Origin of the sequence: Vibrio sp. FE10 (genome assembly GCF_030297155.1) — a bacterium.
GTDB classification, from domain to species: Bacteria; Pseudomonadota; Gammaproteobacteria; order Enterobacterales; family Vibrionaceae; genus Vibrio; species Vibrio apostichopi.
In genome coordinates this window covers 561,285-582,002 of record NZ_AP028067.1, presented here as the reverse complement: position 1 = coordinate 582,002, position 20,718 = coordinate 561,285, and the positions used below count along the sequence as shown (strand labels likewise).

Annotated in this window: 18 protein-coding genes; 3 read left to right on the top strand and 15 right to left on the bottom strand. The window is 44.8% G+C overall.

From position 1 onward, the window contains the following. Window positions 1–71 precede the first annotated feature (71 nt). Window positions 72–1,217 (top strand): Na/Pi symporter, encoded by a 1,146-nt coding sequence (locus QUF19_RS02610; protein ID WP_102434701.1) that lies wholly within the window; start codon window positions 72–74, stop codon window positions 1,215–1,217. Between the two features lie 299 nt (window positions 1,218–1,516). Here the strand turns inward: QUF19_RS02610 and QUF19_RS02605 are convergent, their stop codons facing one another. The 7 genes from QUF19_RS02605 to rppH form a co-directional block, all read right to left on the bottom strand. Beyond that, window positions 1,517–1,993: a hypothetical protein gene (locus QUF19_RS02605; RefSeq protein ID WP_286295595.1), complete on the bottom strand. Its 477-nt coding sequence runs from the start codon at window positions 1,991–1,993 to the stop codon at window positions 1,517–1,519. 217 nt (window positions 1,994–2,210) lie between these two features. Further along, entirely contained in the window at window positions 2,211–3,599 is a 1,389-nt protein-coding gene (locus QUF19_RS02600) for a winged helix-turn-helix domain-containing protein (RefSeq protein ID WP_286295594.1), read from the bottom strand. 124 nt (window positions 3,600–3,723) lie between these two features. Further along, on the bottom strand, window positions 3,724–4,575 hold the full coding sequence (locus QUF19_RS02595; RefSeq protein ID WP_286295593.1) for a thymidylate synthase: 852 nt from the start codon (window positions 4,573–4,575) through the stop codon (window positions 3,724–3,726). 9 nt (window positions 4,576–4,584) lie between these two features. Continuing rightward, entirely contained in the window at window positions 4,585–5,406 is an 822-nt protein-coding gene (lgt, locus tag QUF19_RS02590; protein WP_161686305.1) for a prolipoprotein diacylglyceryl transferase, read from the bottom strand. A gap of 88 nt (window positions 5,407–5,494) precedes the next feature. Further along, complete coding sequence (locus tag QUF19_RS02585; RefSeq protein WP_065105635.1) at window positions 5,495–6,286, bottom strand: sulfite exporter TauE/SafE family protein; 792 nt, start codon at window positions 6,284–6,286, stop codon at window positions 5,495–5,497. 8 nt (window positions 6,287–6,294) lie between these two features. Next, window positions 6,295–8,544 carry a phosphoenolpyruvate--protein phosphotransferase gene (ptsP, locus tag QUF19_RS02580; RefSeq protein ID WP_286295592.1) on the bottom strand — a complete coding sequence of 750 codons (2,250 nt, stop codon included), beginning with the start codon at window positions 8,542–8,544 and terminating at the stop codon, window positions 6,295–6,297. Between the two features lie 2 nt (window positions 8,545–8,546). Continuing rightward, window positions 8,547–9,065, bottom strand: coding sequence for an RNA pyrophosphohydrolase (gene rppH / locus QUF19_RS02575; protein WP_009848435.1), 519 nt, complete (start codon window positions 9,063–9,065; stop codon window positions 8,547–8,549). A 616-nt stretch (window positions 9,066–9,681) separates the two neighbouring features. Between rppH and mutH the strand changes: the two genes are divergently transcribed. After that, window positions 9,682–10,347: a DNA mismatch repair endonuclease MutH gene (gene mutH, locus QUF19_RS02570; RefSeq protein ID WP_050546301.1), complete on the top strand. Its 666-nt coding sequence runs from the start codon at window positions 9,682–9,684 to the stop codon at window positions 10,345–10,347. Window positions 10,348–10,441: 94 nt separating this feature from the next. Here mutH and QUF19_RS02565 read toward each other — a convergent pair whose 3' ends face one another. The 8 genes from QUF19_RS02565 to xerD form a co-directional block, all read right to left on the bottom strand. After that, a complete protein-coding gene (locus QUF19_RS02565) occupies window positions 10,442–10,753 on the bottom strand; it encodes a DUF6482 family protein (protein WP_004735016.1) in 312 nt (103 codons plus the stop codon). Window positions 10,754–10,967: 214 nt separating this feature from the next. Continuing rightward, window positions 10,968–11,219 (bottom strand): hypothetical protein, encoded by a 252-nt coding sequence (locus QUF19_RS02560; protein WP_004735015.1) that lies wholly within the window; start codon window positions 11,217–11,219, stop codon window positions 10,968–10,970. Window positions 11,220–11,823: 604 nt separating this feature from the next. Further along, complete coding sequence (vpsR, locus tag QUF19_RS02555) at window positions 11,824–13,158, bottom strand: cyclic-di-GMP-binding transcriptional regulator VpsR (RefSeq protein ID WP_286295591.1); 1,335 nt, start codon at window positions 13,156–13,158, stop codon at window positions 11,824–11,826. Window positions 13,159–13,431: 273 nt separating this feature from the next. Further along, the gene (lysS, locus tag QUF19_RS02550; protein ID WP_017110548.1) at window positions 13,432–14,964 is read right to left on the bottom strand and encodes a lysine--tRNA ligase; all 1,533 of its coding nucleotides are present in this window, start codon (window positions 14,962–14,964) and stop codon (window positions 13,432–13,434) included. Window positions 14,965–15,062: 98 nt separating this feature from the next. Further along, window positions 15,063–16,161 (bottom strand): peptide chain release factor 2 gene (gene prfB, locus QUF19_RS02545; protein ID WP_102550771.1). Its coding sequence is split into 2 segments (ribosomal slippage): window positions 15,063–16,085 and window positions 16,087–16,161, totalling 1,098 coding nucleotides; the frame shifts between segments, so codons are not numbered across the junction. A gap of 251 nt (window positions 16,162–16,412) precedes the next feature. Next, window positions 16,413–18,149: a single-stranded-DNA-specific exonuclease RecJ gene (gene recJ, locus QUF19_RS02540; RefSeq protein WP_286295590.1), complete on the bottom strand. Its 1,737-nt coding sequence runs from the start codon at window positions 18,147–18,149 to the stop codon at window positions 16,413–16,415. Window positions 18,150–18,305: 156 nt separating this feature from the next. Further along, window positions 18,306–19,085 carry a thioredoxin fold domain-containing protein gene (locus QUF19_RS02535; RefSeq protein WP_286295589.1) on the bottom strand — a complete coding sequence of 260 codons (780 nt, stop codon included), beginning with the start codon at window positions 19,083–19,085 and terminating at the stop codon, window positions 18,306–18,308. A gap of 26 nt (window positions 19,086–19,111) precedes the next feature. Then, the gene (xerD, locus tag QUF19_RS02530) at window positions 19,112–20,026 is read right to left on the bottom strand and encodes a site-specific tyrosine recombinase XerD (RefSeq protein WP_065105633.1); all 915 of its coding nucleotides are present in this window, start codon (window positions 20,024–20,026) and stop codon (window positions 19,112–19,114) included. A gap of 150 nt (window positions 20,027–20,176) precedes the next feature. Here xerD and fldB point away from each other — a divergent pair, with 150 nt between their 5' ends. Next, entirely contained in the window at window positions 20,177–20,698 is a 522-nt protein-coding gene (gene fldB, locus QUF19_RS02525; RefSeq protein ID WP_286295588.1) for a flavodoxin FldB, read from the top strand. Window positions 20,699–20,718: the final 20 nt, after the last annotated feature.

Sequence of the window (20,718 nt, the reverse complement as noted above, 5' to 3'; positions counted from 1 at the left end):
CCTCTAACATCACGCTCAGATTAAACAAACAGACCAAACACAGACTTAAACGGTCCAATGGAGAAAACATTATGAACCAAGCTACTACTGCAGCAGCGCCTATCTCGAGCACAACTCGTTGGCTACGCTGGGCTAACTTGGCATTCATGCTTTACCTACTATTACTTTCAGTTTCAATGGTTGGTACAGGCTTCAAATGGGCAACAGGCGAGCAAGCAAAGGTTCTTTTCGAATTTGCTTCACACCCAGTTGCAGGCTTAATGATTGGTTTAGTGGCAACAGCACTTATTCAATCATCAAGTACAGTTACTTCAATTATCGTTGGCCTTGTGGCAGGTGGTTTACCTGTTGAGCTAGCAATCCCAATGATCATGGGTGCAAACATTGGTACTACAGTAACCAATACGCTAGTTAGCCTTGGTCATGTTCGTTGTAAAGATGAGTTCAAACGTGCATTCGCAAGTGCGACGATTCACGACTTCTTTAACCTATTAGCCGTTGCTATCTTCCTACCACTAGAGATGGCGTTTGGTATTCTAGAGAAAATTTCTCACTGGTTAGTGTCACCGATGCTAGCAACAGGTGATATGAGCATGGGTGGACTAAACTTCATCAAGCCAATCACTAAGCCTGTAGTCAGTGCGATTAAAGAGCCACTATCAACATTTGGCGACACTGTTGGCGGTATCATGCTTATCGTTCTAGGTATCGCGACTATCTTCGTAGCTATCACCGTAATGGGTAAGCTAATGAAGAGCCTAATGGTTGGCCGTGCTCGTGAAATTCTAAAGAACGCAATCGGTCGTGGTCCTATCCACGGTATCGCTTCTGGCTCTATCGTTACTATCCTTGTTCAGTCTTCTTCAACGACAACAAGCCTGATGGTTCCACTAGTAGGCTCAGGTGTTCTTAAAGTACGTGACGTTTACCCATTCACTCTGGGTGCAAACATCGGTACGTGTATTACCGCTCTATTAGCAGCAACAGCAGTATCTGGTGAATTCGCAGTATTCGCACTTCAGATTGCTCTAGTACACTTGGTGTTCAACATCATGGCAACGGTATTCATCTTCGGTATTCCGTTCCTACGTGAACTTCCAGTGAAAGCAGCTGATATCATTTCTGACATGGCTGTGAAAAACAAAGCTGTAGTGGCTGGTTACCTTATTGCGGTATTCCTTGTACTGCCGGGTAGCGTGTTAGCACTGACTGCTTAATAGCAAAACAAACATCGCTTATAGCAAAGCCCGCAACCTAGGTTGCGGGCTTTTTCTTTTTAGGAGCAGATGAGAGAAGCAAAAAGAAGATACGGGATTCGGGTAAACGAGTAACGAAAAGCAAAAGCAGACAAAAATCGTCATTCCTTACAGCGAGGAACGAGCGTGATAGGGAATCTACCCAACACACAACACCCAGAGATTCCCTACTCCTTTCTTCGTCAGTCTAGGGAATGACGGGGGCTTTTGATCTTCGTATCTCGCATCTATCTACCCTTATCTCGCATCTAAAAAAACGCTTACTTACCTTGCTCATTACGCAGGTACATAATGGCAACCATGCTAAAGCCGATAAACTGCCATAAGTACTGCCCATCGCTTGCACCTGTCATGGTTTGCGTAAATGCCATACAACTTGTCACGAACAGAGAAGAAAAAGCTGCATAGAGTAACCACGGGCGTTCTTTACCTGCCATGAACTCACCTGCGACCACCGAGCGAAGTACCAATAAAAAGGGTAAACATTGCAAAGCAATCAGAATAGGAAACATAAAATCGAACGTAGGGCTCAGTAAAACATGACCGACTTGGCTCTTATCCCAAGTGCCGACAATATAGCCTTTCCAGCCAGCCCAAGTGTCCCCTGCATAAGCGGAATCAGGCGTAACAATACCCAATAAAACGCCCATCACTTTATCGATAAAGCCATTCTTGAACCAAAAGACGAATAAGAAGATCTGAATTGGAATGATCTGAAAAGCAAACTTCTTCAACATGTGTGTACCCCAAATATTAAATGATTTGGTTACCAGTATGTGGAAGTCGATGTTTTTACGCTTGATGCAAGGCAATCGAGCCTAAGTCCAAACAATAATCAAACATGTTGAGAAGCCTGTTAGCACAAGGAAACCTTGCGGAAATACCGTAGCCATTAGCTGTCACTCAATACCTTCACTTGAAAGCATATTTTGTGGTTTAGGAAAGGTTTGTTTTTTATAAAGATTCAATAAGATCAAACAGTTGACCGGTATGTTCTTTTTTTACTTCGGTATAGCGCTGATAGTTGTACTGTGACCCTTTGGGATTGTCCGACAACTTGTCAGCCACGCTGAGCAGATAAAAGCTGATAGGGCTCGGTGTGCTTTCAGCAGCGTAAGAGAGATAAGGGAAGGCTTGATTAGCATGTTGGTTGATTAGCAGTGCAAGACCTAAGGTAAGGTTGGCAATATCGCAACGCGGGTTCATCTCGAAGGCTTGCTTTGCCAATAGCAGTGCTTGTTCACGATCTTCTTGCTCATGACTTTGTAAATAAGCCAAAGATTGCGAATACGACAGTAAAGCATTAACCAGATAATTATCTCGCCCTTGTTGTTGAATCGTATCCAACTGAAATGCTATTTCCTCAAATGGCTGACCACCTTTACCTTGGTAGAACAACGATATCCCCTCAGAAATAACACTCCAATCATCGTAGTTATCAATAGAAGTCACTCGATGGCTTGCCACTCCGTACTCTGCATTCATTGGCGCAATAATGGCTTTGATCTCGAGAATGACATCTCCAATAGCGTCAAAGAAGTTATCTTGGCTAAAGGTCTTTTCCACTTTCTGACTTTGATTCGGTTGGCGATTGTTTTGCACAAGTACGCTCAGTACATAACCGTCGTCCTTCTGTTTCAGCCAACTTTTAAGTTCAACACCCTTGTTAGCAAGTGATTGCTTACTCTGCTTCGAAAGCTGAGAGAAATGGTAACCCGATAAGTTTTTAGCCGAATTCAGTCCATAGAAGAGATAGTTGTAGACGCTTTCTGACATCTCATAATCGTTCGCAGAATCGAGTGTTATGTCATGGATATAAACGGGAATCACATCACTTTGATGGGCTGAAATAACCGTAGTGTCATTGGTTGGGACGTTGATTTTCCATACCCAAGTTGCTATCAAGCCAAGCGAGAATACTGCGGTTGCAATCAGGGCGATGGTTTTCTTTTTGGACTTAGCGACAAGAGCTTTAGGTTGGGAGGCGTTCTCGACGGGAATTGATTCGACACTCGGCTGAGTCACCTCAACATCGAACAGGTAACCTTGCTTAGGAATAGTCTGAATAATGCGATACGGACGTGACTTATCCTGAAGCTGACTGCGCAGTAAGCTGATGACTTGCCTGACCAAGTTGTCAGACACTTGAGTTCTTTGCCACACATCAGCAGCTATCTGTTGAGTACTCACGACTTGCCCGCGATTTTCGATGAAATAGCTGAGCAACTTTGCCTGTAATGGCTCTAAATGAATCGCTTCACTATCAACCACCAACTGATTTTTGTCAGGGTAGAAAGCAATAGGAAAGTCGTGTTGCAATACAAAGCAATGCGAGCGAGTCATAGTAGTTCTGTAGTTAGAAAAGACCACACAAGATTATTGGTTTTACAAATAGTAAGCAACCCAAGCATAACAAATAAAAAAGGCTGCACAGAGGCAGCCTTTCAATCAAACAAAGCTAATTAGGTTACACCGAGAATGGGTACTTAATCGCTTCGTGGCATTCGTAACCTTCAATCCAGAAGTCATCCATCGTCACCCACGTTTCTAAATCTTCTAGAGACTTAATTTCAGGATTGATATGGAATGTAGGACCCGCTAGAGGCTCACGCTTCAACTGAATATCGCGCATTGGTGCAAGTTGATCTTCATAGATGTGAGCGTTAACAAGTTTGTGGTAAGCCACACCCGCTTTCTTGCCGGTGATCTGCGCCATGATAGCGAGGAACACATACACTTGAACCATATTGAAATTCAGGCCTAAAGGTACGTCACAAGAGCGCTGAGTACTGTTTAGGTACAGAGTGTCACCAAGCAGAGAGAAGTGGTGGCTGTACATACACGGGCGTAAACAACCCATGTGGAACTCGCCTGGGTTGTAGAAGTTTAAGATCTCGCCACGGTCATCAATACCGTTCGTTAGATCATCAACAATCTTCTTCAGTTGGTCGATATGACCGCCATCAGGTTTTGCCCATGCACGTCCTTGAACGCCGTAAACACGGCCCATGTCGTCTTCACCCTTACGGTAAGGGTTATTCAGCCATGCTTCGTTCAGGTTCGAATTCGCATCCCAAGTTTTAGTCCCTAGCTTGCGAAAATCTTCAGCGTTATCGTAACCACGGATATAGCCAAGCAGTTCAGCAACTGCTGCTTTCCAAAAGCTCTTACGCGTTGTTACCAGTGGGAATTGGTTATTACCAACATCATATTCAAGGTCAGCATTGATCACAGTTAGGCAGCGCTTGCCCGTGCGTTCATTTTCAATCCAAGTACCGTCATCAACGATACGCTGACAGAGATCTAAATACTGTTTCACACCAATTCCTTACTTCGTTTGTTGTGGTAATTCGTCTTTGTAGTGACCGCGTTTGTATGCCCAAACCATCATCAGCACACCGATGACAACCATTGGCAATGACAGGATTTGTCCCATCGAGATAAATCCGCCGAACAAGCCAAGATGAGCATCTGGTTCACGTACGTATTCGACTAAGAAACGGAATGTACCATATCCTGCTAGGAATAATCCTGATACAGAACCAAGAGGACGCGGCTTTTTGATAAACCAGTTCAAGATGAAGAACAACACAATGCCTTCAAGCGCCATCTCGTAAAGTTGAGATGGGTGACGAGGAAGTGGACCACCATTCGGGAATACGATTGCCCATGGCACATCAGTCACACGGCCCCAAAGCTCGCTGTTCATGAAGTTACCTAAACGACCCATGCCCAAACCAAATGGAACCAATGGCGCGATCATATCTGCGACACCAAAGAAGGTTCGACCGTTCTTTTTCGCATACCAGAACATCGCAGTGATAACACCAAGTAAACCACCGTGGAAAGACATACCGCCGGTCCATACCTTAAAGAGGTAAAGTGGGTCTGCTAAGAAAAGGTCAAAGTTGTAGAAAAGCACATAGCCAATACGACCACCAAGCACCACACCAAGGAAGCCAGCAAACAGCAGATCTGATACTTGCTCTCGAGTCCAACCACTATCCGGTTGATCAGCTCGGCGGTTTGCTAACCAAAGCGCAAACATAAAACCGACCAGGTACATTAGGCCATACCAACGAACTGAGATTGGTCCTAGTTCAATAAGAACAGGATCGATATTTGGGAATTCGATAAAACCCTGAGACATACTTGGCTCTCTATCTAAATAATAAACAATGGGGTAGTTACTTCACTGAAGTTAAGCAGCTCAGTAAAACAACCAACGGAGAAATACACTACAGCAGCATCATCGATGCTATAAACATTAAAAATACCGCAAAGAATTTTTTCAACACTGGCGTTGGCAGTTGAGTCGCCAACTTAGCGCCAATTCGAGTGGTCAACACTGAGGTGCAAGATATCGCAACCAGAGCGGGTAGATAAACGTAACCTAAACTGAAAGCGGGTAAATCGTTAACCGATGAACCATGCCAAATAAATCCAAGCATTCCTGAAATCGCAATGACACAACCGCATACTGAAGAAGAACCGACGGCTTTGCGCATTTCCACACCGTGATGATTCAGGAAAGGTACAGATAAAGAGCCTCCACCGATACCGGCTAAGCTCGATACCACACCAATTCCGCCGCCATACATCATCGTCTTCGCCGAGCTAGGCATTACTTTTTGGCTAGTTGAACGAATCGATAGCAGCATTTGCAACGCCAGTACCAAGACAATCACACCAAACACCTTCGGCAGATATTGCGCGGGAATAACGTCTGCGATGAAAGAACCTAGGAAGCCACCGACCACGACTCCAGGCATCAACCACTTAACAACAAAGATCTCGACGTTGCCGAGTTTTAGGTGATTAATCGCAGAAGACCCTGACGTAACAATGATGGTTGATAACGAGGTCGCTAACGCCATCTGCATTGCAAACTCTTGAGGAATACCCGCTTTAGGAAGCAAAAACAGTAAGGCTGGAACCACCAGCAAACCACCACCAATGCCCAGCAAACCAGCTAAAACACCAACAACAGCACCAAGGCCTGCTAACAAGCCAATGAGTTCGTATGACACGTTAAATCCTATTTTTTACCCGCTCGAATGAAGCCTGTAAATTCACGCTCTTCGAAATAGTTGAGCATCATACTATAGATGTCACTTCCATACGGTTTTGATAGCGCCTCATTTGCCAAATCTTGCAGTTCACTAAGCTTAGATTGACGAATCAAATACTTAGTCCTTGCGACATTTGAGGTATTCATACTTAACGTCTCATACCCTAATCCAATCAAGAGCAAAGCGCCCATTGGATCACCCGCAAGCTCTCCACATATACACACAGGCAATTGATATTGCTTACAAGTATCATGAATGTGTTTCAATGCCATGATCACTGCAGGGTGCATGGATTCATAGACATCAGAGACGCGGGAATTGTTCCGATCAACCGCCAATAAATATTGAGTTAAATCATTGGTGCCCACCGAAACGAAATCAACTTTATCCGCAATCAGCGGAAGAAGGTAAAGCATTGATGGCACTTCAATCATGATACCGATACGCGGCATACGAACTCGACTGTCGAGCTCATGCACTTCATCGTAGGCTTGCTCGATGAGTTGAACAGTGTCATCCAGTTCTTGAGTGCTAGAGATCATCGGCAACAAGATACTCAAGTTCTGGCTATCACAACTCGCACGTAACATCGCACGCAATTGGATAATAAAGATGTCGGGGTGATCGAGCGTAAAACGAATACCACGCCAGCCAAGGAATGGATTGTCTTCTTCTATTGGGAAGTAAGGTAACGCCTTATCACCACCAATATCTAAAGTTCGCATCACGACTTGCTTCTCTGGGTAACTCGCGAGCACAGATCGATACTGCTTGAACTGTTCGTCTTCTGACGGAAATCTCTGCTGCAGCAAGAAAGAGATTTCTGTTCGATACAGGCCTACGCCATCCACCCCTTGGTTGATCGCAATATTGGTGTCGGCACTTAAGCCCGCATTAAGCAAGATCTCGACTTGTCGGTCATCTTGGGTTTTTGCAGGTAAGTACAATTCTCGGTTAACCATAGAGGAGAGCTCACTCTCTTCTAGAATTAGCCCTTGGTATTCGCTCAGTAGGCTCTGAGTCGGCTCAATAAAGATTTCACCGCTGTAACCATCAACAATCGCTTGTTTGCCATTGGCTTGAGCCAGATTAAGGTTTACTCCCATAACCGAGGGAATGCCTAACGCGCGAGATAAAATAGCCGCGTGTGAGTTAGCCGCCCCTTCAAGCGAGACCACCGCCAACAATTTTTCTTTTGGAATCGACGCTAAGACTGAAGCCGTTAACTCACGCACCACCAAGACAATCGGTTTATCTAGCGTCCGCAGCTCGTGCTCTGAGTTATGAAGGAAATAAAGCAGCCTTTGACCCAGCTCGCGAATGTCTTGCGCCCTCTCTCGAAGGTAGACATCAGACATACGGGCAAAGCGATTCGAGTAGCTCTCAACAACCTGTCTTAATGCCCAATCGGCTTTATCACCTTTCTGAATTTGGCTTTTCAGATCCTTACGCAACATAGGGTCGTTGAGTAAGTGAGTAAACAAGTCAAAGATCGCCAACGCATCTTTGTTGATTTCACTGTCTAGGCGCTTACGCATGCGCTTGAAATCGTTGAGGGCATTTTCGACCGCAACCGCCAACAACTCATGCTCTCTTTCAACGTTGAGCGTCGATGCCGGGTAAACATCGGTTAATTCAGGTTGGGTGTTGTCCCACCATAAATCACCGATAGCGACACCGGATGATGCAGCAATACCTTTAATCGCAGGCAGCTTTTGTTGCTCAAGAAGCCAATGGCCTTGAGTTTGGGCATGCGCCACAATAACCGCAAGTTGAGCTGAGAGAGTGACAAGGAAAGACTCTTCCATTTCACTGAATAAACGAGGAGATTTCTGTTGAATAACCAAAACGCCAAGCACTTGCTTGCGATGGATAATCGGAGTGCCTAGAAAAGAGTGGTAAACACTTTCTCCTAGTTCTGGAAAAAACTTATAAGCTGGGTGAGCAGATGCCTGTGCAAGGTTAATAGGCTCAGCACTTCTTTTAACAAGGCCAACTAAGCCTTCGTCAAAACCAATGTGAATACTATTCCCTTCGAAGATCAGGCCTTGAGTTGCCATCAACTCAAGGCGCTGCATATCATTATTCGCTAGATACACGGTGCAGCACTCTGTCTGCATCGCACTGCATGTCTCTTTCACCAAAATATCAAGAGCCGTCGACACATCTTCAACTCTTGATACGTGTTCAACTATTTCCCTTAGTTGGCTGAGCATGCTTAACCTCTACGCAATTTGCGTTTTCCTTTTGTTTTTCGCTCTTTAAACGGCATTGCTAAAGATGCGAATTCTTTCATCGCTCGACGGTAAACATCTCGCTTGAAAGAAACAACTTGTCGAACTGGGTACCAGTAACTCACCCAACGCCAACCATCAAACTCAGGTGTACTTCCACGCTGCATATTGATATGCGATTCATCGCAATCTAAGCGCAAAAGGAACCACTTCTGTTTTTGTCCAATACAGACAGGTTTCGAATCCCACCGAACCAGTCGTTTGGGTAGCTTATAGCGTAACCAATGACGACTTGTCGCGACGATTTTTACATCCTTTTTTGTAAGGCCAACCTCTTCATACAACTCGCGGTACATTGCCTGTTCCGGAGTTTCACCTTCATCTATTCCCCCTTGAGGGAATTGCCATGAATGTTGCCCGTATCGTTTAGCCCAGAAGACCTGACCATGGTTGTTACAGATTACAATACCAACATTTAATCGGTAACCATCGCCATCTATCACTGGCCAACCTCTATCTAAATTTTTAATTACACTGATTTTTCCACATATCCCCAATTGGAGCAAACTTAGTGACGTGACAAGCGCTATATTTATGAATATTAACTAAGAATATGGATAAGTTTTGCTCAAATCTTAGTTACCCACACAAGAGTGAGACATAGACCACATTTATTCACCTTTTCTGTGAATAACTATGTGAAGAATTACCCGCAATCGTTTTTTTTAATCCATACATTCATCAACACCGAAAGTAGCCCTCTCGCCATTAACAATAAAAAACACATAAAATCATAAATTTAAAAACAAAATCATAAAATAAACAATCTTCAAAAACCAAAAGATCTTTTCAAAACCAAACGTGGTTAAAGATCAACCACTCCGCTGCTTATCCACACTGGTGGGTCAAAGATTCATTTTGAACCCCATTTAGCAAGCATTTTATCCACTATAAACCCCTGTTTATTTATACACCAAATTAATATTTCAATTAATTACCTTCATGACCTGTGGATAACCATGAGTTTGATCCCTTTTATAGCAATGAGATCATTTCTTAACCAGTCGGCATTTGGTGGTAACTTCTGATAAAATCATTTTTTTGATCATGCCTTTTATTATGAAACCAGAACCACAAACACAACAAGAGCTCTTAGACAGAGCGTATGCTATCGCCGGAATGACATTCAAAGAGCTCGCGGATGAAGCTGAAATGATCATGCCAAACGATCTTAAGCGCGATAAAGGCTGGGTTGGACAACTATTAGAATGGCATTTGGGTGCAGCAGCAGGCAGTAAACCAGAGCAAGATTTTGCTAAGTTAGGCATCGAACTAAAAAGTATTCCTATTGGTTATTCTGGCAAGCCTTTAGAAACGACCTTTGTCTGCGTAGCACCGCTAATGGGAGTGCAAGGATTAACATGGGAAACCAGTCACGTCCGAAACAAGCTGTCTAAAGTGTTATGGATCCCCGTTGAAGGTGAGCGAGAGATCCCGCTAGCAGAGAGACATGTTGGATCCCCACTACTCTGGACACCAACCCAAGCGGAAGACGAGATCTTAAAAAGAGATTGGGAAGAGCTCATGGAGTTGATCGTGTTAGGCAATGTTGAGCAGATCACAGCAAGGCACGGAGAAGCATTGCACTTACGACCAAAAGCAGCGAACAGCCGAGTGTTAACAGAAGCGTATGGTGCGAGTGGAAAACCTATCAAGACCAAACCTCGTGGCTTCTATCTACGAACCCAGTTCACCCATAACCTCCTCACAACACACTACGCATAAGTAGCTCACAGCCACTGTGCCTAGCGGCTAATCCTTGTTTCGTCAATGACTAACGCAATGGATGGCATGGGTTGTCGTGTGTTACAGGGGCGTTCTAATGCGGCTTTAGAGCTAGCTCTATATCGCAGTAGCTTTGGCTTGGTTCATTACCAAACTCGTCATACGCATTGTGCAAACGCAGGTATGCCTTTTCAAAGCCTAGCCGGAGCAACTCCTCTTTCACTTGATCCAAGGATCCAAAGTGAAGTGGTTCTCCGTCTTGCTTAACGGGTTCCAGCTTGTGTTTATATTCCACCGCCAATAGATATTCCGAGATATCGGAACATCCAATAACGTACACTTTAGGTGTTTGATAAGAGTCTTTATGCTCTCCATGTAACCACATGTCTAATTGATGCTTTTGCATAGCCTGCCTCCATTGCTACATAAAGCTTAGTAGAACTCTTTTCCTTTACTAGATAACGACTTAAAAAATCATACATAACGGCTTAAAAAAGCAAAAAAGAGAAGCAAGTGCTTCTCTTTTTTGGCCAGATCCAGTTCAAAAGCTTGTGCTTTCGACGCCATAACCATCGCTGATATTTATCTTAAGGGGTGAAAGGCGCTATCACCCCACAAGATTACGTCGGTATTCGCGCGCTTAAGACTCGACGAAGATGACGAACTCGACGTTCAATCGTGACTACTTCAGGTTCAGAAAAACCAATTGGTCGACCATCGGCTTCAAGGCCAATATCTCTCAATAAGTGGGTATTGTTCCATGGTAGATCATATGAACTACGACGAACTTTTCGTTGCCATTCACGTTCTTCACGACGAAGGTCTGCACGGATAAGGACTGTTGCTAGTTTTAAATAGACTGAGTGACGCATAATAACTCTCCAGTTGCGGAATAAACTGAGGAAAAATAGCGTTCTAGATAGTATGAGGGCTTCTCACTTAGCTGCTATTTTTCCGCAGCCAAATAAGGGTACGGATCTATTAGTTAGGTTTATCTTGGGTGTTTCGATCGGCCATGGCTGATGCTTGTGACATAACAGTCACCATGTCAGTACACGGATCAAACGACGCGCAAATATGCTGTATAAAATCGAAATGTTTCATTTGCGCCTCCAAACTAACTAAAAAATCCAAAAAGAAATGGGGTAGTAAAAGCAGACAAGTCTTTGTTAAAACGCTGCTTTCACGGTTAAATTCTAACCAAGTGAGTATATTATTCAACCGATAATTGATTAACAATTTCAAAACAAATGATTCACCCAAAATATTAGTTGCATATCACTTTATATATAACATATTCACTATGATTATATAAAATCACAGAATATCTCTCTTAACGACCTAACATCCAATAGCTCAATCTATCAGCCAGCAACTGCTAACCGGAAGATATAGCGATGAGTAACAAAAAAAGCCACGCATGATGCGTGGCTCTTAGATTGACACTAACCGGATAAAATCGATTCATTGAGAGTGCTAAACAACACCTTCAGAAATCAGGCTATGTTTGTTCAGCAATCGGTACATGGTTGCGCGCGAAACGCCAAGTTCCTTAGCAGCCAACGATACTTGACCACCATAGGATTCCAGAACAATCAGCAACGCATCTCGCTCTGAACGCTCACGAATACTTTTGAGGCTGCGGCGCTCATCATTTTGCTTTGGTAAATCCAGCTGATGATCATCAATGATCACCGAATCCGACATCAACACAACGCGTTTGATTTGGTTCATCAGCTCACGGACATTGCCCGGCCAGTGATAACGATTCATCGACCGAAGCGCTTCATCAGAGAAGCTCTTGGCTTGAGCATTAAACTCTTTCGAGTACTGACGTAAGAAGTGATTAGCCAGCACAGATATATCGCTAACGCGCTCTTTTAAGCTCGGAACCTGGATTCGTAGAACATTGATGTAGTGGTAAAGCTCTTCATTGAAGTCACCCTCAATCAATGCCTTTTCAATATCAGAAGAGTTAGCTGCCAGAATGCGAACATCCACCGATTTCGATCCAGTCTCCGTCTCTACCTTCCCTTCTTGCAAGAAGCGCAACAGATTCAACTGTTGATTGCGGGGCATCGCCAACACATCATTGAGTAATATCGTGCCACCGTCCGCCTCTTCCAACATACAAGGGGCAACATCAGACAGAGCTGAAATGCCAAAGACTTCAGACTCAATTCTCATCTCAGACAGAGCTCGGCAGTTGACCGTTAAAAATGGCTTTTGCGCGCGCGAAGAGTTTTGATGAATAGAGCGTGCAATCGTCTCTTTGCCTGCCCCACTCTCGCCATAAATTAAGATACTGACATCAGTCGGCCCAATACGCTTTACTTGGTCTCTTAGGCGCTTTACTGCCACCGAGTCACCCAGCAAGCCCATATTGTTGTTAATGCCGTAGTTTGGCCATACTTTCTGCTCAAGCTTAAGCATACCAAGCTGGTGACCTATGGTACTCAGTAGCTGTGCATCTGGAATGGGTGCCGTGAAAAAGTCGATACAGAAGTTAACGATAAACTGGCAAATAGTATCGGAGCTTAATTGCGATTCACGGATAAAGGCGAGCCATCTAACCTGCTTATTGTTACTCACCAAGTTTGCAATGCCATTTAGGCTGAACTCATCATGGCTAAGGTCCACAATACCAATGCATGGGCCTATGTCAGCAATCAATGCATCGGCTTTTCGTAAATCTGCACACTGGGTACACTGCCAACCCACTTGTTCTAATACAGATAACCAGGGTTCGTACGCACCACCAACGACGATAAGAGAACCTGGTAAGGAATCCATCTTAAATTGAGTTCCCATCCTTCTTCCTTATTCTATTTTTATTTAAATCAGGCTAATACGAGTCACTGCTTCATCGTTCGACAAAAATGCCGCGAGATCGTATTCAGCGCAGAGACGTATAGTAGTGAGACTATCTTAGATTTTTTGTCTCAATAGTAAGACTATGTCAGAAATAATGATTTTTCGAATCAAGAGTGCGGTACAGGCAAGGTTTTGGACACTTATAAACAGAAAAAGCCACCCGAAGGTGGCTTTAAAATTGAATCGGCTGTTACGGCCTGTCAGCGAAAATTACGCTTGAGGACGCATCGCCGGGAACAAGATCACGTCACGGATTGTGTGCGTGTTAGTAAATAGCATCGCTAGGCGATCGATACCAATACCTTGACCCGCTGTTGGCGGTAGGCCGTGCTCTAGTGCAGTAATGTAGTCTGCATCGTAGTACATAGCTTCGTCATCACCCGCGTCTTTCGCGTTAACTTGTGCTTTGAAACGCTCATCTTGGTCTTGTGCATCGTTAAGCTCAGAGAAACCGTTCGCTACTTCACGGCCACCGATGAAGAACTCAAAACGGTCTGTGAAGAATGGGTTGCTGTCGCTACGACGAGCCAGTGGAGAAATGTCCGCTGGGTAACCCGTGATGAACGTTGGCTGAATTAGCTGAGGCTCAGCCGTTTCACCAAAGATCTCTTCAAGAAGCTGACCACATGTCCAGAACTTCTCAACGTACAGGCCCACTTCTTCTGCAATTTTAACCATCAATTCTCTGTTCTGAAGATCGTCTTCAGTCAGAGCTTGGATGTTTGCATTTTCAGGTGTGTAGTGTTTGATTGCATCGAACATGCTCATGCGAGCGTAAGTGCCACCGAACTCAACGGTTTCGTCGCCGTAAGGCATAGAAGTCGAACCAAGAACGTCCATAGCGGCTGTGCTTAGCATCTCTTCCGTTAGATCCATTAGATCTTTGTAGTCAGAGTACGCTTGGTAGAATTCCATCATTGTGAATTCAGGGTTGTGACGTGGAGACAGACCTTCGTTACGGAAGTTACGGTTGATCTCGAATACACGGTCAAAACCACCAACCACTAGACGCTTAAGGTAAAGCTCAGGTGCAACACGTAGGTACATGTCGATGTCTAGTGCATTGTGATGAGTGATGAATGGACGTGCTGTTGCACCGCCTGGGATCACGTGCATCATTGGCGTTTCAACTTCTAGGTAGCCTTTTGAGCTCATGAAGTTACGGATTGAAGACACAAGCTTAGAACGCACGATGAATGTGTTACGAGAGTCTTCGTTCACGATTAGGTCAACGTAACGCTGACGGTAACGCATCTCTTGGTCAGTTAGACCGTGGAACTTCTCTGGCAGAGGACGAAGTGCTTTCGTTAGCAATTCAAACTCTTCCATGTTCACGTAAAGGTCGCCTTTACCAGACTTGTGAAGCGCACCTTTAACACCGATGATGTCACCGATATCTAGGCCTTGGTACTTCTCTTTTAGTACTTTTTGAACGTCTTTCGCTGCGTATGCTTGGATACGACCAGAAGTTTCTTGAATCGCAAGGAATGGACCACGCTTCGCCATAATACGACCAGCGATCGCAACGATGTGGTTAAGCTCTTCTAGCTCTTCCTTAGTCTTCTCACCGAATTCCGCTTGAAGGTCGCCAGCTAGGTGCTCACGACGGAAATCATTTGGGTGACCGTTAGCTTTGCAGTTCAGGCGGATGTGATCCAGCTTGCTGCGGCGCTCAGCGATTAGTTTGTTCTCTTCAGGTGAAGAAGCTTCTTGTGCGTTTTCGTTTTGAACAGCATCAGTCATTAGAGATGTACCCTGCTTTTATAATTTGGACAGCTATATTTTTTCAAATATAGGCATTTTTACCAATATTATTGGTAAAGCTTAATAGTTGGTAAAGCTTACAGACCTGATTTCAGGCTAGCTTCAATAAACTTGTCTAAGTCACCGTCAAGAACCGCTTGAGTATTGCGATTTTCGATGCCGGTGCGCAGATCTTTGATACGAGAATCATCCAGTACGTAAGAGCGGATTTGGCTGCCCCAACCGATGTCTGATTTCGTTTCTTCGCTCGCTTGTTTTTCAGCATTTTGTTTTTGAATCTCAAGTTCAAAAAGCTTAGCACGTAGCTGCTTCATCGCTTGATCTTTGTTCTTATGCTGCGAACGGTCATTCTGACATTGAACCACTGTGTTGGTTGGAACGTGAGTAATACGTACCGCCGATTCAGTGGTGTTTACGTGCTGACCACCAGCGCCAGAGGCACGATATACGTCAATACGTAAGTCAGAAGGATTAATGTCGATCGTAATGTTGTCATCAATCTCTGGGTAGATAAACGCAGATGCAAATGAAGTATGACGACGGCCACTTGAATCAAATGGTGACTTACGAACTAGACGGTGAACACCGGTCTCCGTACGTAACCAACCATAAGCGTACTCACCAGAAATACGTACCGTTGCGCCTTTAAGGCCAGCAACATCACCATCAGACACTTCGATAACTTCAGTCTTGAAGCCTTTCGAATCTGCCCAACGTAAGTACATGCGCAACATCATTGAAGTCCAGTCTTGAGCTTCTGTACCGCCCGAGCCTGACTGTAAATCGATGTAGCAATCTGATGCGTCGTGATCGCCAGCAAACATACGACGGAATTCCAGTTTTTCTAGCTTAGCTTCTAGCTCAGCCAGTTCTGGTTCAATTTCGTCAAACGTTTCTTGGTCTTCTTCTTCAACCGCAAGCTCTAATAGACCTTCAACATCCTCAACACCTTGGTCAAGTTGGTCGATCGTTTCTACTACCGCTTCCAATGCAGAACGTTCTTTACCTAGCGCTTGTGCACGCTCAGGTTCGTTCCATACATCCGGTTGTTCTAATTCTGCGTTTACTTCTTCTAGACGCTCTTTCTTAGCGTCATAGTCAAAGATACCCCCTCAGGATATTTGTGCGTTCAGACACATCCTGCAGACGGTTTTTAATAGGATTGATTTCAAACATTTTAGCTCATCATTTATGAGTAGAATTTAACCGAAGAATTGTACTCAAAAGTGTGACGGAGATACAGAATTTTTTAGAGTGGAAAGCCAAGATTCAATAACTTAGTGGGATATAAATTTGACAGGCTAAAAAAAGGCGTAGGATTTATAAGGGAAAGAAAGAAAACAAGCCCTGTTTTTGAACAGAGCTTGTGGAACTTGGGGCTAAACGGTGAACATCATTTAGTGAATGATAACGCTATTTGGCTTCAACTATTTCGCTTCAATATGGTCAATCATCAACTGCAAAGTTTGGTTGCCACGAAACTCGTTGATATCCAGCTTAAATGCGAGATTGACCGTTTTCACTGACGCATCTGGCCAGCGACGTAAATCAACGTTGAAGGCAATACCATCAATCATTACATTGGTTGGATGGCCTTTATATAAAGGTTCTAGCATCAATTTAAGGTGTTTCTCACCCACCAATTTTTGATGCAGTACTTTGAACTCACCATCGAAGATTGGCTCAGGGAACGCTTGCCCCCAAGGACCACCTGAACGCAATGTTTCAGCGGTGTGCATAGAGAACTCTTCTGGTAACAGTTCACCATCAGACAAGATGATGCCCTTCAGCGCCGTCTCGCCGAGCTCTTTGCGCACAACATCATCAAACATCTTGCTGAATCGCTCGAAGTCTTTTTCCATAATGGTCAAACCGGCCGCCATCGCATGGCCACCAAACTTCAAGATCAAGCCTGGGTTTTGAGTATCGATTCGGTCAAGCGCATCGCGCATGTGCAAACCCGGAATCGAGCGACATGAACCTTTGATACTGCCTTCCCCACCATCAGCGAACGCAATCACTGGGCGGTGGTATTTGTCTTTGATACGCGAAGCCAAAATACCAATCACACCTTGGTGCCAATCACGTTGGAACAGGGCTAAACCGGAAGGCAGATCGTCTTTACCAAACTCAAGGCGCTCACAAAAAGCCATCGCTTCTTGTTTCATGCCCTCTTCGATCTCTTTACGTGTCTGGTTCAAGCCATCTAACTCACTGGCCATTCGACGCGCGGCGTGAATGTTATTGCTCATCAACAACTCAACACCAAACGACATATCATCCAATCGGCCTGCCGCATTGATACGCGGGCCGAGTGCAAAACCAAAATCAGAAGCGACCAAACGCTTAGCGTCTCGCTTAGCAATTTCAATCAAGGCCTGAATACCCGGGCGCGCTTTGCCTGCACGGATACGCTGTAAACCTTGATGAACCAAGATACGGTTATTTTCATCGAGTGGTACCACATCGGCAACGGTACCTAACGCAACCAAATCGATCAGTTCCATCAACTTAGGTTCTGTCATGCCATGTTGTGCGAACCAACCCAATTTACGCATATGAACACACAGCGCCATCATCAGGTAAAACGCCACACCCACACCCGCTAGTGCTTTTGAAGGAAATGCACAGCTTTCTAGGTTGGGGTTAACCATCGCATCAGCGATTGGCAGTTCATTACCCGGTAAGTGATGATCGGTAACCAACACATCAAGGCCTTGCTCTTTAGCGAAGCGAACACCGTCAATCGACGAGACACCGTTGTCCACGGTCATGATCACTTCGGCACCAATCTCAATCGCTTGTTCAACAACCTCCGGGCTCAAGCCGTAGCCATCTTCAAAGCGGTTTGGTACCAAGTAATCGACATTCGAACTGCCCAGCATACGCAGTGCCAATACTGACAAAGCGGAACTCGTCGCGCCATCGGCATCAAAATCACCGACAACGATAATGCGCTTCTGAAGCTTAATCGCATTGAAAAGCAGTTCAACCGCGGCATCGATACCGCCCAGTTTTTGATAGGAGTGTAAGCCTTTCGCAGCCGTCTCCAGTTGCTCTGCACTGTCGATTCCGCGACTCACATAAATGCGCTTTAACAAGTCAGGTAAGTGAGCAGGTAAAACTGAAGTATCGACCTCAGGGCGGCGTTGGATCTCTATCATATAAAAATGGGCCCGATATCAATCAGGCCACTCCTTAAATCAAAAACGTGGGGGAATTAAAACAACGAGCGATGAGGTTAGATAACTTTCAACGAGTCTCATCGCTCTGAGCAAATCATACCGTTCTATACCAAACTGATTTGCTCGGAATACAGCTTACTGCTCTAAACGCTGAAGAAGTTGTACAGGCGGTAAGTAACCACTCACCAACTCACCACTTGCTAGCACGATAGCAGGTGTACCGTTAATACCAAGCTCACGGCCTAGTTGATACTGCTTCGCTATGATTTGCTTCTGCTCGCTAAGGTCTTTGCCCGCTGCTGGCATTTTACGTTCTGCTTTAGCACTGTGCATCGCTGCTTTTGGATCGTCAGAAGCCCAGATTGCTGCCATTTGGTCGGCAACTTGTCCGGTCGCACCTTGACGTGGGTAAGCCATGTAACGAACGGTAATACCCAGATCGTTATAGCCTTGCATTTGGCTGTGTAGACGAACACAGTAGCCACACGTAATGTCAGTAAACACCGTCACAACGTACTTTTCGTTATCGGCTTTATATTCGATAACCGTATCTGACAATGCCGCGACCTTTTCAGCATTAAGCGGAGCTTGACGCTCGGCCAACACATCGCTGAACTTACCGTTGTCATCCAAAGAGTAAAGAGTGCCCGCTAGAAAGTGATCGCCCTTTGGAGAAGAGAAGATAATGCCGCTGTTGGTTTGAATTTCTAACAGGCCATCGATATCTGAAGGAACAATCTTCTCTACCTTAATACCGATTTTTTCAAAGCGCTTCGTTAACGCGGCTGTATCAACAGCTTGCGCTGAAGCAGCTTCTACGGCTGTTGATGTTTGTTCTACTTTCGCTTCTGATGCATTACATGCAGTAATCATGAGAGGAAGCGCTAATAGAGGAAGACGGCGTAATACGCTCATTAAGTTCACCTTAAAAATAAATGGATTTAAGCACGTGGGTGATGCTGAGCGTGAATTTGCTTCAGCCTTTCAGTCGCCACGTGAGTATAAATTTGGGTTGTCGATAAGTCACTATGCCCAAGCAACATCTGTACGACCCTGAGATCTGCGCCATAGTTCAGTAAATGCGTTGCAAAAGCATGCCTTAATACGTGTGGCGACAATAATTCCGTGTCGATACCCGCTATCACCGAATAATGCTTGATACGATACCAGAACGTTTGACGGGTCATTTGCTTCGCTCGTTTACTTGGAAAAACCACATCCGAACTATTATCACCCAACAATTGTGGACGACCTTGCTCGATAAATGTCTCTATCCAATCCACCGCATTTTCGCCCATTGGCACCAAGCGCTCTTTGCCACCTTTACCAATAACACGCACCACGCCTTGTCTTAGGCTGATGTTTTCCATGGTCAGGCTAACGAGTTCCGTAACACGCAAACCGGTTGCATAGAGTAACTCAAGCATCGCTTTATCGCGAAGCTCAATGGGGTCGTTTGGATCTGGCGCTTCAAGCAGCGAATCCACTTGCTCTTCACTTAGATCTTTCGGTAAGCGCTTCGGCAGTTTCGGGCTGATCAACAGCGCACTAGGATCGTCGGCTCTTACTTTCTCGCGATGTAAATACTGGAACAAACGACGAATGGCAGACAACATACGTGCACGAGAGGTCTGCTTGAAATCGGCATCGGCTAACCAACCTTGATAGTCTTGTAGACCTGAAAGGCTAATAAAATCGAGGCGATAATTGTGCTTTTCCATCCACGTCAGTAGTTTGGATAAATCCGTACGATAAGAGACGAGTGTATTCTCTGATAACCCTCTCTCCATCCACATAGCATCTAAAAACTGCTCAACGAGACCGTGGTCTGCGCTCTGCCCTTGAGGCGACTGCATAGTGTTACTCACAATATTGGAAACTGTTTTGAGAGTATGTCAGAGCAAATATGAATGCCATAAAAATTACGACTTGAGCGGATAATCGCTGCAATCGAAGTCGATTTATGGTTAGAATTCGCCATCTGAAATTAAAATCGAACGTTTGCTATGAAAATTGGATTATTTTACGGCTCAACCACCTGCTATACCGAAATGGCAGCAGAGAAAATTCGCGGCATTATTGGTGAAGACCTAGTTGATATCCATAACGTGAAAGAAACCCCTCTTTCTTTTATAGCGGACTACGACCTTTTACTGCTTGGTATCTCAACGTGGGATTTCGGCGAAATTCAAGAAGACTGGAATGAGTTGTGGGAAGACATCGCAACCACGCCAATGAAAGGCAAGGTTGTGGCTCTGTTTGGTTTAGGCGACCAAGAAGGCTACGGTGAGTGGTTCTTGGATGCGATGGGACTATTGCATGATGAACTGAAAACCGCAGGCGCTGAGTTTGTCGGCTTCTGGCCAAACGATGACAGCTACGAATTCGAAGCATCTAAAGCGTTAACGGAAGACAAATCTCAATTTGTTGGTTTAGCTCTGGATGAAGATTCACAGTACGAACTCAGCGACGAACGCATCGCTACTTGGGTTGAACAAGTACTCATAGAGTACAGCGAAAAGCTTTAAGTTCTGCAGCCTTAGAGTTC